Annotated in this window: 15 protein-coding genes; 13 read left to right on the forward strand and 2 right to left on the reverse strand. The window is 64.5% G+C overall.

All coding sequences use genetic code 11. From position 1 onward, the window contains the following. Positions 1–159 (reverse strand): GTP-binding protein (locus IE00_RS06885; RefSeq protein ID WP_240493834.1); only part of this gene is annotated, 159 nt, incomplete at its 3' end. 250 nt (positions 160–409) lie between these two features. Between IE00_RS06885 and IE00_RS06890 the strand changes: the two genes are divergently transcribed. The 4 genes from IE00_RS06890 (at position 410) to IE00_RS06905 (ending at position 3,385) form a co-directional block, all read left to right on the forward strand. Beyond that, positions 410–1,240, forward strand: coding sequence for a tellurite resistance TerB family protein (locus tag IE00_RS06890; protein WP_072296365.1), 831 nt, complete (start codon positions 410–412; stop codon positions 1,238–1,240). Between the two features lie 133 nt (positions 1,241–1,373). After that, on the forward strand, positions 1,374–1,823 hold the full coding sequence (locus tag IE00_RS06895; RefSeq protein ID WP_072296366.1) for a cytochrome c: 450 nt from the start codon (positions 1,374–1,376) through the stop codon (positions 1,821–1,823). After that, positions 1,793–2,407: a cytochrome b/b6 domain-containing protein gene (locus tag IE00_RS06900; RefSeq protein WP_240493808.1), complete on the forward strand. Its 615-nt coding sequence runs from the start codon at positions 1,793–1,795 to the stop codon at positions 2,405–2,407. Before IE00_RS06895 ends, IE00_RS06900 begins: the two co-directional genes overlap by 31 nt. A 69-nt stretch (positions 2,408–2,476) precedes the next feature. Further along, a complete protein-coding gene (locus IE00_RS06905; RefSeq protein ID WP_072296368.1) occupies positions 2,477–3,385 on the forward strand; it encodes an SDR family oxidoreductase in 909 nt (302 codons plus the stop codon). 37 nt (positions 3,386–3,422) lie between these two features. Here IE00_RS06905 and parC read toward each other — a convergent pair whose 3' ends face one another. After that, complete coding sequence (parC, locus tag IE00_RS06910; protein WP_072296369.1) at positions 3,423–5,666, reverse strand: DNA topoisomerase IV subunit A; 2,244 nt, start codon at positions 5,664–5,666, stop codon at positions 3,423–3,425. 116 nt (positions 5,667–5,782) lie between these two features. Between parC and IE00_RS06915 the strand changes: the two genes are divergently transcribed. The 9 genes from IE00_RS06915 (at position 5,783) to betC (ending at position 13,293) form a co-directional block, all read left to right on the forward strand. Continuing rightward, entirely contained in the window at positions 5,783–6,301 is a 519-nt protein-coding gene (locus IE00_RS06915) for an SH3 domain-containing protein (protein ID WP_072296370.1), read from the forward strand. Continuing rightward, the gene (locus IE00_RS06920; protein WP_072296371.1) at positions 6,298–7,122 is read left to right on the forward strand and encodes an SDR family NAD(P)-dependent oxidoreductase; all 825 of its coding nucleotides are present in this window, start codon (positions 6,298–6,300) and stop codon (positions 7,120–7,122) included. The genes IE00_RS06915 and IE00_RS06920 overlap by 4 nt, the downstream gene beginning before the upstream one ends. A 25-nt stretch (positions 7,123–7,147) precedes the next feature. After that, positions 7,148–7,345, forward strand: a complete 198-nt coding sequence (locus IE00_RS06925; RefSeq protein WP_072296372.1) for a twin transmembrane helix small protein — start codon at positions 7,148–7,150, stop codon at positions 7,343–7,345. Between the two features lie 3 nt (positions 7,346–7,348). Further along, complete coding sequence (locus IE00_RS06930; protein WP_072296373.1) at positions 7,349–7,921, forward strand: cob(I)yrinic acid a,c-diamide adenosyltransferase; 573 nt, start codon at positions 7,349–7,351, stop codon at positions 7,919–7,921. A 135-nt stretch (positions 7,922–8,056) separates the two neighbouring features. Continuing rightward, positions 8,057–8,815 carry an electron transfer flavoprotein subunit beta/FixA family protein gene (locus IE00_RS06935; RefSeq protein WP_072296374.1) on the forward strand — a complete coding sequence of 253 codons (759 nt, stop codon included), beginning with the start codon at positions 8,057–8,059 and terminating at the stop codon, positions 8,813–8,815. Further along, positions 8,815–9,741, forward strand: a complete 927-nt coding sequence (locus IE00_RS06940; RefSeq protein WP_072296375.1) for an electron transfer flavoprotein subunit alpha/FixB family protein — start codon at positions 8,815–8,817, stop codon at positions 9,739–9,741. The genes IE00_RS06935 and IE00_RS06940 overlap by 1 nt, the downstream gene beginning before the upstream one ends. Positions 9,742–9,911: 170 nt before the next feature. Continuing rightward, positions 9,912–10,787 carry a 3-hydroxybutyryl-CoA dehydrogenase gene (locus IE00_RS06945; protein ID WP_072296376.1) on the forward strand — a complete coding sequence of 292 codons (876 nt, stop codon included), beginning with the start codon at positions 9,912–9,914 and terminating at the stop codon, positions 10,785–10,787. A gap of 74 nt (positions 10,788–10,861) precedes the next feature. Next, positions 10,862–11,797, forward strand: a complete 936-nt coding sequence (gene choX / locus IE00_RS06950) for a choline ABC transporter substrate-binding protein (protein WP_072296377.1) — start codon at positions 10,862–10,864, stop codon at positions 11,795–11,797. Further along, positions 11,797–13,293, forward strand: coding sequence for a choline-sulfatase (betC, locus tag IE00_RS06955; protein WP_072296378.1), 1,497 nt, complete (start codon positions 11,797–11,799; stop codon positions 13,291–13,293). The genes choX and betC overlap by 1 nt, the downstream gene beginning before the upstream one ends. The last annotated feature ends 37 nt before the right edge of the window (positions 13,294–13,330 follow it).

Below are 13,330 nucleotides of genomic sequence, written 5' to 3' on the forward strand. Positions count from 1 at the left end.
GGCCTTCTCTTCGGGCGCGCCGTCGATCTGGTCATAGGCGCGGAAATCGCCGAAATACTTCGTGATCGCAGCGGTCAGCGTCGTCTTGCCGTGGTCAACGTGACCGATGGTCCCGATGTTGACGTGCGGTTTGTTCCGTTCAAACTTTGCCTTTGCCATGAGGGCCTCCTGATCCGCGGGGCATGGCTGTTCGGCCCCGAATTTGACGTGCGCAGCGATGTATAAGGCGCCGGGGGGAAAATCAAGGGCCGGAACACGGTTCTGCCGGCGGTTCGCATAGGGCAGTCACGGCGTCGTGCATCATGGGGCCGGTTGTCGCACCATAGGGCGATTGTCCGGAACCAGCGGCGCTCCATATCATTTGTCAGTGACGCCCAAACGGGCACCATTCACCTGAAGGGGGATTCGCATGAGCCTGATGAGAAGTCTGACCAAGGTCGCCGCCGGCGTGATGCTGGCCAAAGGCATCGGCGCGGCCATGAACAAGGGCCAGCACGGCAACACGACGGGCGCGTCGCGCAGTTCCAAAGGCGGTCTGCTGGACAGCCTGCTGGGCAACAACACGGGCGGATCGGGGGGCAGCCTTTCGGATACGCTCAGCCGCGCGCTTGGCGGCCGGACGGGCCAAGGCACGACCGGGCACAGCGCCGGTGGCCTGGGCGGCCTCTTGGACAGCTTGTCGGGCAAGTCCGGTTCCGGTTCCGGCGGGGGCCTGGGCGGCATGTTGGGCGGCCTGCTGGGCGGCGCAGCCGCCGGGGGTGCCGCGGGCAGCCTGGCCCAGAAAGGCGCACAGCCGTCAAACAACGCCACCTTCGGCGAGCTGTTCAACGATTCCATCGCCAATGGCGGGGAGCCGACCACCGCGCCCACTGCGGAGCAGAACGCCTTGGCCGGATTGATGCTGCGCGCCATGATCCAGGCCGCAAAATCGGACGGCACGATCGACGATGCCGAAAAGCAGCGCCTGCTGGGTCATGTCGGCGATGATCTGGACGATGACGAACGTGCCTTCATTCGCGAACAGATGGCCGCCCCCGTCGATGCCAAGGCCCTTGCCGCCGAAGTGCCCGACGGGATGCAGTCGCAGGTCTATCTGATGTCCCTGCTGGCCATCGATTTCGACAGCGAGGCCGAGGCACGTTATCTGAACGACCTGGCCGTCGCGATGGATCTCGACCGCGCCACCGTGAACCGCATCCACGACGAGGCCGGCGTCATGCCTCTCTACAACCGCAGCTAAGGCTGTCCTGCCGCTGCCCCAAGGCGGGCAGCGGTTTCCAGTTCTTTCGCGTGAAGGCCCTCACGCCAGATTGATCCGCAAGCCCACCTCTGGCAAGCTTCAATTTCGGATCAGCCAACCACAGGAGCCAATCATGCGTCAGCCATTCCTTGTTGCGGCCCTCTGCCTTGCAGGCAGCGCCGTCCTTGCATCACCGGCCGAAGATGCGCTGGAGGCGCGCCACGGCTTCATGAAGATGATCTCGATGGAGATGGCGACGCTGGCCGGCATGGCCAAGGGCGAAGTCGAATACGACGAGGCCGCAGCCAGCGCCGCCGCCAGCAACCTGATGGCCCTGGCGCAGTACGATGCCCCCAAGCTGTTCATCGAAGGCACGTCTTCGGACGATGTCGAGGGGTCCGATGCTCTGCCTGCCATCTGGGAAGACAAGGAGGACTTCAATGCCAAGTTCGCCGCCTTGTCCGACGCGACTGCGGGCATCGATCAGGCCGTGATGGGTGGTCAGGAGAATGTCGGCCCCGTCCTGCAAAAGCTGGGCACGACCTGCAGCGAATGCCACAAGCCCTATCGCGTGGATCGCTGATGCGCCCAGCCGAACCAAGCCGTGTCAGGGTCTGGGACCCCGCACTGCGCATCTTTCATTGGCTGCTGGCAGGACTGGTCATCGCGAATTGGCTGCTGGGCAAGTTCGGCCCGACGGTGATGACCCTGCATTTCTGGTTCGGCTACTGCATTCTGGCACTGGTGATCTTCCGCATCGTCTGGGGGATCATCGGGCCGGAACCCGCGCGGTTTTCCAGCTTTCTGCGGGGACCGTCGGCAATCTGGGCCTATATGCGCCACCTGCCGCGGCGGCGGCCCAGCCTGACGCCGGGGCACAACCCCATGGGGGCGCTGTCCGTGGTGGCGATCCTGCTGGTGCTGTTGTGGCAGGTCGGGACCGGATTGGTCATGGACCCGGACGATTTCATCAATGTGGGGCCGCTGGCCGATCAGGTGGGGCGCGACGTGAACCGCGCGGCTGTCGGTTGGCATGATCTGGGGTCCAACCTGATCTTCGCACTGGTGGTGCTGCACATCGCCGTCATCCTGTTCTATCGGGTCTGGAAGCATGAGGATCTGGTCCGGCCGATGATCACCGGCTGGAAATGGGTTCGCAAAGGTTAACCTGACCTGACAGGAACTTGCGGCCATGGGCATCGTTGGCCTCGTGAAATCAAACCGCACGAGGTCAACATGTCCAGCGACGCAATCATTCCTCCGTTTCGCAGCGGTGCCATCGACAACCCGAACCTGCCCACCCCTGATTTTCCGGCCCAGGAACAGCGTTTTCCCGGCCTTGCCCAAGAGATGACCCCCCAGCCCGATCACGGCGAGACCAGCTATCGCGGCACCGGTCGCCTGAAGGGCAAGCGCGCGCTAATCACCGGCGGCGACAGCGGCATCGGCGCGGCCGCGGCGATCGCCTTTGCCCGTGAAGGTGCCGATGTCGCCATCACCTATCTGCCGGACGAACAGCCCGATGCCGACCGTGTCGTCGCCATCATCCAGGCCGAGGGCCGCACCGCCATCGCCATTCCGGGCGACCTGCGCGAGGAAGCCTTCTGCAAGGAGATGGTCGAGAGCGCCGTTTCGCAACTGGGCGGATTGGACGTTCTGGTCAACAATGCCGGTCGCCAGCAGTTCTGCAACAATCTCGAGGATCTGACGACCGGGGATTTCGACGCCACGATGAAGACCAACGTCTATGCGCCCTTCTGGGTGACCAAGGCGGCACTGCCGCATATGGACAAGGGCGCGTCGCTCATCGTCACCTCGTCCGTGCAGGCGTTTTCACCCTCGGCGCATCTGTTCGACTATGCGCAATCCAAAGCGGCCAACGTGGCCTTCGCGCAATCGCTGGCCAAGCAGCTGGCCCCGCGCGGCATCCGCGTCAACGCCGTCTGCCCCGGCCCCTATTGGACGGCCCTGCAGATCAGCGGCGGCCAACCGACCGACAAGGCGACCGAACACGGCAAGAGCCAGCCTCTGGGTCGTCCCGGCCAGCCGGTCGAGATCGCGCCCATCTATGTCCTGCTGGCATCGGATGAGGGCAGCTATATCACCGGCGAATATTTCGGTTCGGTCGGCGGCGGCGGTCTGTAACGAAAAAGGGCGGGGGTTTCCCCGCCCTTCTGCCATCTCAGGCAAACTTGTTGTCGCGCGGAAAGCCGCGCGGCGCCATCCGCCCCGAAGACCCGCGCTTGCCCAGCCATTCGCTCAGGTCCGGTTCGGTCCGGGTCTTGCCGCCCACCATGGGCCAGGACAGCCCATCCGCCAGCGTCAGGCAGATCGCGTCGCTCAGCATGTCGTCGCGGATCAGCCCGCCACCCTTGCCATAGCGCTGCAGCCGGACACCCTTGCCGCGCGACATTTCGGGCAGTTCGGCCAGCGGGAAGACCAGCATCTTGCGGTTGTCGCCAACGACGGCGACGTGATCGCCCCGCACGGGACGGCACAGAAGCGCGTCGCCGTTCAGGACCTGCTTGCCCGTCTTGGTCTGCGCCAGGATATCCCCCGCATTGACGACGAACCCGTCCCCCGCCTTCGAGGCGACCAGGTATTTCTCGCCCTCGCGCCAGGGGAACATGGCGATGATCTCGGCCTCGTTGGGCAGATCGACCATCAGACGCAGCGGTTCGCCCATGCCGCGACCACCCGGCAGCGTGCTGGTCGCCAGCGTATAGAAGCGACCGTTCGACGCGAAGATCATCAGCTTGTCGGTCGTTTCCGCATGCACCGCCAGGCCCGGACCATCGCCATCCTTGAACTTCAGCTCCGCATCCAGCGGCTGATGGCCCTTCATGCTGCGGATCCAGCCCATCTTGGACAGGATGACGGTGACGGGCTCGCGTTCGATCATCGCTTCCAGGTCGATGACGACGGTCTCGCCGGCCTCCTGGATGCGGGTGCGGCGCTGGCCTTCGGGCTTGGACTTGCCAAAGAGGTTGCGCACCTCCTTCAGCTCATCGGAGATCCGCGACCACTGGGCATCCTCGCTGGCCAGCATGGCCTCCAGCCCCTGGCGTTCTTCCTGAAGGGCGTCGCGTTCGGCGCGGAGTTCAATTTCTTCCAGCTTGCGCAGGGCGCGCAGGCGCATGTTCAGGATCGCCTCGACCTGGACCTCGTTCAGACCGAATTCGGCCATCATCACGGCCTTGGGCTCGTCCTCGGTGCGGATGATCTCGATCACGCGATCCAGGTTCAGATAGGCGACCAGATAGCCTTCCAGCACCTCCAGCCGCGCGGCGATCTTTTGCAGGCGGAAATTGCTGCGGCGGATCAGCACGTCGCGGCGGTGGTCCAGAAATGCCCGCAAAACCTCCTTGAGGCTGCAGACCTTGGGCACCCGGCCGTCGATCAGCACGTTCATGTTCAGGTTAAACCGAATCTCCAGGTCGCTGGCGCGGAACAGCGCGCCCATCAGCTGTTCGGGATCGACGGTGCGGTTCCTGGGTTCCAGGACGATGCGGATATCCTCGGCGGATTCGTCGCGCACATCGGCCAGGATCGGGATCTTGCGGGTCTGGATCAGTTCGGCCAGACGCTCGATCAGCTTGGATTTCTGAACCTGATAGGGAATTTCGGTGACGACGATCTGCCACTGTCCGCGGCCCAGATCCTCCTGCTCCCAGGTGGCGCGGACGCGGAAGGCGCCGCGGCCGGTGCGATAGGTCTCGGCGATGGTTTCACGGCTTTCGACGATGACGCCGCCGGTGGGGAAATCGGGGCCCTGGATGATGCCCGCCAGCGTGTCGTCGCGGGCCTCGGGGGTCTTGATCAGGTGCAGGCAGGCGTCCACGACCTCGTGCAGGTTGTGGGGGGGCACGTTGGTCGCCATGCCGACCGCGATGCCGGACGATCCGTTGGCCAGCAGGTTCGGGAATGCCGCGGGCAGCACCACGGGTTCGCTGAGCGTCCCGTCATAGTTCGGGCGGAAATCGACCGAATCCTCGGCCAGCCCCGCCAGAAGCGATTCCGAAGCCTGCGCCAGGCGCGCCTCGGTGTATCGGGCGGCGGCGGGGTTGTCGCCGTCGATATTGCCGAAATTGCCCTGACCGTCGACCAGCGGATAGCGCATGGCGAAATCCTGGGCCAGGCGCGCCATCGCATCATAGATCGCCGCATCGCCATGCGGGTGATAGTTGCCCATCACGTCGCCGGTGATCTTGGCCGATTTGCGGAAGGCACCGTTCGGCGCAAGGCGCAATTCGCGCATCGCATAAAGGATGCGGCGATGCACCGGCTTCAGGCCGTCACGGGCATCGGGCAATGCGCGATGCATGATCGTGGACAGCGCATAGGTCAAATACCGTTCACCGATCGCACGGCTCAGCGGTTCTGTCTGGAAACCCTTGTCGGGTGCGGGAAGTTGATCATCGGACATGGGCCATTGGATAGGCCGCGCGGCGGTGACGGTCCAGACGGAAATGCATGGGGTTCGGTTGGCGTCCTTCGTGGCTTTCGGTTAATCTGTGGGAACGCGAAGCGAAGGGCTGCGATATGATCCGACTTGGACTGCTGATGCTGGCAACGCTGCTGGGTCTGTTTCTGGTGCTGCGCACCCTGGGCGACCAGGATCTGCGCGCCGACCGCCAGCCCGCGCCCTCCGCCCCCGTCAGCGCCGCGCAGGATGCAGGCGCAGAACCCCTGACCGCAGGCGGCACCGATCAGGAACCTGCAGAGCCGGTCGAACCCATCGTCCAGGCCGAAGCCCAGACCCCCGAAAAAACCGTCGACTATCCCGGCCCCGAGCTTGAACCGTCGCCTGAATATGCCGACCGGACCGCCGACGAACCCGTGGTGACCTTGGGCGAGGAAGGCCAGATCATGTATGTGACCGCATCGCGTGTGAACATGCGGTCGGGGCCCGGCACCCAGAACAGCGTCATCGACAGCCTGGCCCGCGGCACCAGGGTCGAGGCGCTTGGGCCGCCCGATGGCGATTGGGTCCAGATCCGGACCGAGCAGGATGTGACCGGATACACCTCGGGGCAGTTCCTGTCGGCCGAGGCGCCATGACCGCCGGTCGCGTTCTGATCACCGGCTGTTCGTCGGGCATCGGCCTTGACGCCGCGCGCCGCCTTCAGGCCGAAGGCTGGGCCGTGGTCGCCACCTGCCGCAAGCCTGACGACATCGCCGCCCGCCAGGCCGAGGGCATGGAATGCCTGCATCTGGACCTGTCGGACGAGGACAGCGTCACCACCTGCGTCATGCAGGCGCTGGCCGGCGGCCCCATCGATGCGCTGGTGAACAACGCCGCCTTCGCCCTGCCCGGCGCGGTCGAGGACATGCCGCGCGGTGCCATACGCGCCATCATGGAAACCAACCTGCTGGGCACGCATGATCTGACGACCCGCCTGATCCCGCATTTCCGTCAGCGCGGCGCGGGCCGGATCGTCACGATCAGCTCGGTCCTGGGGCTGGTGGGCATCCCGTGGCGCGGACCCTATGTGGCCAGCAAGTTCGCGCTGGAGGGGCTGACGGACGTGCTGCGCCTGGAAATGCACGGCACCCCCGTCAAGGTCGTCCTGATCGAACCCGGCCCCATCACCAGCCGCATCCGCGAAAACGCCATTCCGCATTTCGAACGATGGGTGAACTGGCAGGACAGCCCGCGCGCCGACCAGTATCGCGCCAGCCTGCTGAAGCGGCTTTATGAACCCTCGGGCAAGGACCGGTTCGAACTGCCCCCATCCGCCGTCAGCGACCGCATCCTGACGGCGCTGACCGCCCCGAACCCCAAGGCGCGCTACTATGTCACAGCGCCGACGCGAATTTCGGCGGTCGCAAGGCGGGTTCTGCCGGGGCGCGCTCTGGACTGGTTTGCGCGCCGCAGCTAGGGTCGGGCGCGAAAGGCGGTGAGCCATGGAAGACAAAAGCCTGATGATCGTATCCCTGCTGGCGATCGGGGTGGTGGTGGCCATCCTGATGACCGGCATCGGCGGCTTTGCCCGCGGCGGGGATTTCAACAAGAAACACGCGAACAAGGTGATGCGCTGGCGGATCTATGCGCAGGCGGCGGCCATCGTCATCATGCTTGCATTCGTCTGGTGGAGGGCCTGATCGATGGTCGTGCTGAACAAGATCTATACCCGCACCGGCGACAAGGGCGACACCGCCCTGTCCGACGGCAGCCGCGTCGCCAAGCATGATCCAAGGGTCGAGGCCTATGGCACCGTCGATGAACTGAACGCCACGCTTGGCCTGTGCCGCCAGCATGCGACGGGCGAACTGGCCGAACGCATGGCGGTCATCCAGAACGACCTGTTCGATCTGGGCGCCGATCTGTCGCGCCCCAACATGGCCGCCGACGATCAGGCGGGATACCCGGTGCTGCGCATCGTGGACAGCCAGGTCGACCGGCTTGAAGCGGAGATCGACGCGATGAACGCCGATCTGCAGCCGCTGCGCAGCTTCATCCTGCCCGGCGGCAGCGCGCTGGCGGCCCATCTGCACCTGTCGCGCACCGTGGCCCGCCGCGCCGAACGCCGTGCCACGGAAATGCTGGCGGGCGGGGATGTGAACACCGCCGCCATCCGCTATCTGAACCGGCTGTCGGACTGGCTGTTCGTGGCCGGGCGCGTGGCCAACAATGGCGGCGCGGACGACATCCTGTGGGTCCCGGGCGCCAGCCGTTAGCGCCTGAAATCAATCAGGTTCCGGCGGCGACCTGCCGTAAACGCAACGTCCTGTGACGTTTTTGCCCTGTTCCTGCCGGTTCCGCATGTCTAACACTTTGCCCAGACAGATGACGCAACAAAGGGAGAGAGGCCGATGAAGGTGCTCGTGCCAGTCAAGCGCGTGATCGACTATAACGTGAAGGCCCGCGTGAAAGCGGACGGATCGGGGGTCGATCTGGCCAACGTGAAGATGTCGATGAACCCATTCGACGAGATCGCCGTCGAAGAGGCCATCCGTCTGAAGGAAAAAGGTGTCGCAACCGAAGTCGTCGCCGTCTCGATCGGCGTCAAGCAGGCCGCCGAAACGCTGCGCACGGCGCTGGCGATGGGGGCGGACCGCGCCATTCTGGTCGTCGCGGCCGATGACGTCCACCAGGATATCGAACCCCTGGCCGTCGCCAAGATCCTGAAGGCCATCATCGACGAGGAACAGCCCCGTCTGGTCATCGCCGGCAAGCAGGCCATCGACAACGACATGAACGCCACCGGCCAGATGCTGTCCGCCCTGCTGGGCTGGAGCCAGGCCACCTTCGCCAGCAAGCTGGAGATCGAAGGCGACGCCGCGAAGGTCACCCGCGAAGTCGATGGCGGCCTGCAGACCATCGAAGTCACGCTGCCCGCTATCGTTACGGCCGACCTGCGCCTGAACGAACCGCGTTATGCGTCGTTGCCCAACATCATGAAGGCCAAGAAGAAGCCTTTGGATGAAAAGACCGCCGCCGATTACGGCGTCGATATCACGCCGCGCCTGACCGTCGTCAGCACGCGCGAACCCGAAGGCCGCAAGGCCGGGATCAAGGTCGACTCGGTCGACGAGCTGGTGTCGAAACTGAAAGAAGCGGGGGTCGTGTGATGGCAGTTCTTCTTCTTGCCGAAGTCACCAATGGTGAACTCAGCCGCGATGCCACGGCCAAGGCCGTCGCTGCGGTCAAATCCCTGGGCGACGTGACGCTGCTTTGCGCAGGGGCATCCGCCCGTGCGGCAGCCGACGAAGCCGCCAAGATCGACGGCGTCGCCAAGGTCCTGGTCGCCGAGGATGCGCGCTATGGTCATCGTCTGGCCGAACCGACTGCCGCGCTGATCGTCAGCCTGGCGGGCGATTACAGCCACATCGTCGCGCCTGCCACGACCGATGCCAAGAACGTCATGCCGCGCGTCGCGGCCCTGCTGGACGTGATGGTGCTGTCGGATGTGTCCGCCGTCATCGACGCCGATACCTTCGAACGCCCGGTCTATGCCGGCAACGCGATCCAGACGGTCAAGTCCACCGACGCGACCAAGGTCATGACCATTCGCACCGCCAGCTTCGATGCGGCGGGCGAAGGCGGATCGGCCGGCGTGTCCGATGCGACCTTGGCCGATGATCCGGCCCTGTCGAAATGGGTCTCGGACGAGGTTGCCGAAAGCGACCGCCCCGAGCTGACCTCGGCAGGCCGCGTCGTCTCGGGTGGTCGTGCCTTGGGGTCCAAGGAACAGTTCGTGCTGATCGAGCAGCTGGCCGACAAGCTGGGTGCCGCCGTCGGCGCATCGCGCGCCGCCGTGGATTCGGGCTATGCCCCGAACGACTGGCAGGTTGGCCAGACCGGCAAGGTCGTCGCCCCCGAGCTTTATGTCGCCGTGGGCATTTCGGGCGCCATTCAGCACCTTGCGGGCATGAAGGACAGCAAGGTCATCGTCGCGATCAACAAGGACGAAGAGGCCCCGATCTTCCAGGTGGCCGATTACGGCCTGGTGGGCGACCTGTTCACCCTTGTCCCGGAACTGACCGAAAAGCTCTAGGTTCTGCTGACCTGAACATCACGGGGCGCGCGCGTCCGGCAATGCCGGGGCCGCGCCGCCCCTGCCCCTTCGGGGCCCTGAACCGCCCCTGGTCCTTCCGGGGGCGGTTTTGCATTGCAGCACCTTGCGCCCCGCCCTATCGTCCCGCCCATGAAGGATGGGGGTGCGGAATGGCTATTCAGTCGGTAGGCGTGATCGGTGCAGGTCAGATGGGCAACGGGATCGCCCATGTCTTTGCCTTGGCCGGGTTCGACGTCCTGATGAACGACATCAGCCAGGATGCATTGGACAAGGCCGTGTCGCTGATCGACCGCAATCTGGAACGCCAGGTCAGCCGCGAAAAGATCACGGCGCAGGTGAAATCCGATGCCATGGCGCGCATCAGCACGACCCTGAAGCTGTCCGACCTGGGCCGCACAGATCTGGTCATCGAAGCCGCGACCGAGCGCGAGACCGTCAAGCAGGCCATCTTCGAGGATCTGGTTCCGCATCTGAAACCCGAGACGATCCTGACCTCGAACACTTCGTCGATTTCCATCACGCGACTGGCCAGCCGCACCGACCGCCCCGAGAAGTTCATGGGCTTTCATTTCATGAACCCCGTGCCCGTCATGCAGCTGGTCGAACTGATCCGCGGCATCGCGACGGACGAGGCGACCTACAAGGCCCTGCATGCGGTCGTCGAAAAGCTGGGCAAGACTTCGGCCACCGCCGAGGATTTCCCCGCCTTCATCGTCAACCGCATCCTGATGCCGATGATCAACGAGGCCGTCTATACGCTCTATGAGGGCGTGGGTTCGGTCAGTTCGATCGACAGCGCGATGAAGCTGGGGACCAATCATCCGATGGGGCCGCTGGAACTGGCCGATTTCATCGGGCTGGACACCTGCCTTGCCATCATGAACGTGCTGCATGATGGCCTGGCCGACACGAAATATCGCCCCTGCCCGCTTCTGACCAAATATGTCGAAGCCGGCTGGCTGGGTCGCAAGACCGGGCGGGGCTTTTACGACTATCGCGGGGACACTCCGGTTCCGACCCGATAAGGGCCCCCGCTTTTTCCCGGTCCTGCTGCGGGATGCAGTCTGTCCCGCGACAGGCCAATCCAACAGGAGCGACCATGAGCAGACCTCTTCAAGCCGCCGTCCTTGCCCTGACGGCATTTTCGGCCCTGCCCGCGCTGGCCGATGACGCCGGAACCTGCGGCACCGTCCGCCTGTCGGATCCGGGCTGGAGCGACATTTCGGCCACGAACGGCATCGCCGCGGTGCTGCTGGAGGGTCTGGGCTATACCCCCGATATCGCGACATTGTCCGTGCCTGTGGGCTATGAGGCGCTGAAAGGCGCGCAGACCGATGTCTTCCTGGGCAATTGGCTGCCTGCGCAGCAGGAATTCCGCGCCGATCTGGATGCCGATGGCAGCGTGACCGAACTGGTGCAGAACCTTGAAGGCGCCAAGTTCACGCTGGCCGTCAACCCTGCGGCGGCCGAGCTGGGCGTCAAGGATTTCGCCGATCTGGATGCCCACAAGGAAGCCTTCGAAGGCAAGATCTATGGCATCGAACCCGGCGCGCCGGCCAACCTGAACATCCAGTCGATGATCGATGCCGATGAATTCGGACTTGGCGATTGGGAACTGGTCGAAAGCGGCGAACAGGCCATGCTGGCGCAGGTCCAGCGCAACAGCGACACGCCCACCGTGTTCCTGGCATGGGCACCCCACCCCATGAACGAAGCGATCGAGATCAGCTATCTGTCGGGCGGCGACGAACGGTTTGGCCCCGATTTCGGCGGTGCGACGGTCCACACCCTGGCCCGCAAGGAATGGGTCGAGGCCTGCCCGAACGCCGCCAAGCTGTTCACGCAGCTGACCTTCGACGTGAAGATGGAGAACGTCCTGATGGGCGCGATCCTGAATGATGGCCAATCCCCCACCGATGCGGCCCGCGACTGGCTGTCCGCCAACCCCGAGCAGCTTTCGGTCTGGCTGGAGGATGTGACCACGCTGGACGGCCAGCCCGGTCTGCCCGCCCTCCAGGCCGAGCTGGAGGGTTGATGAGCGGCAAGCCCAACATCCTGATTCTGATGGCGGACCAGCTGTCGGGGGTTCTTTTCCCCGACGGCCCCGCCGATTTCCTGCATACGCCCAACCTGAAGCGTCTGGCCGCGCGGTCCACCCGCTTTGCCAATGCCTATACCGGCAGTCCGCTTTGTGCGCCGGGTCGGGCCAGCTTCATGTCGGGGCAGCTGCCAAGCCGGACGCAGGTCTATGACAACGCGGCCGAATTCGCGTCGGATATCCCGACCTATGCGCATCATCTGCGGCGGGCGGGATATCACACCTGCCTGTCGGGAAAGATGCATTTCGTCGGTCCCGATCAGCTGCACGGCTTCGAGGAACGCCTGACCACCGACATCTATCCCGCCGATTTCGGCTGGACGCCCGATTACCGCAAGCCGGGCGAACGCATCGATTGGTGGTATCACAACCTGGGGTCGGTCACCGGCGCCGGCGTCGCCGAGATCAGCAACCAGCTGGAATATGACGACGAGGTCGCCCATCACGCGCGGCGCAAGCTTTACGACCTGGCGCGCGGGCATGACGACCGGCCCTGGTGCCTGACGGTCAGCTTTACCCATCCGCACGACCCTTTCGTGGCACGGCGCAAATATTGGGACCTCTATGCTGACGCGCCCGAACTGGCCGCGCCGGAACCGATCCCCTACGACCAGATGGACAATCATTCGCAGCGCCTGATGGATGCCAGCGACTGGCAGTCGCAGGAGATCACCGAAGATCAGATCAGGCGCGCAAGGCAGGGATATTTCGCCAATATCAGCTATGTCGACGACAAGATCGGCGAAATCCTGGACGTGCTGGAGGCGACCCGGCAGGAGGCAATCATCCTGTTTCTGTCCGATCACGGAGAGATGCTGGGCGAGCGCGGCATGTGGTTCAAGATGAGCTTCTATGAACAATCCGCGCGCGTGCCGCTGATGATTTCGGCCCCTGACATGCCTGCAGGACGGGTGGACCAGCCGGTCAGCACCATCGACGTTCTGCCGACGCTGTGCGATCTGGCGGGCCTGCCCATGGACGAGATCGCGCCTTGGACGGACGGCGTATCGCTGGCCAAGGGGGCGGTGCGCGAACCCGTTCCGATGGAATACGCCGCCGAGGGCAGCATCACCCCCCTGGTGGCGCTGCGCGAGGGTCGGTGGAAATACATCGCCTGCATGGCGGACCCGGAAATGCTGTTCGATCTGGAGGCGGACCCGGACGAACGGACGAACCTTGCGGGCGATCCGGAACATGCCGAGACCTTGGGCCATCTGCGGTCGTTGGCGCATCAGCGATGGGATCTGGACGCCTATGACGGGCAGGTGCGCCAATCGCAGGCGCGGCGCTGGATCGTCTATGAGGCGTTGCGCAACGGGTCCTATTACCCGTGGGACCACCAGCCGCTTCAGCGGGCGTCCGAACGCTATATGCGCAACCACATGGATCTGAATGTGCTGGAGGAGAGCCAGCGCTTTCCACGCGGGGAATGATCAGGCGGCGGGGCCGGTCATCCCGGCCCCGCTTGTC

The organism is Paracoccus sp. SM22M-07 (assembly GCF_001887735.1).
In the GTDB taxonomy this organism is placed as follows: domain Bacteria; phylum Pseudomonadota; class Alphaproteobacteria; order Rhodobacterales; family Rhodobacteraceae; genus Paracoccus.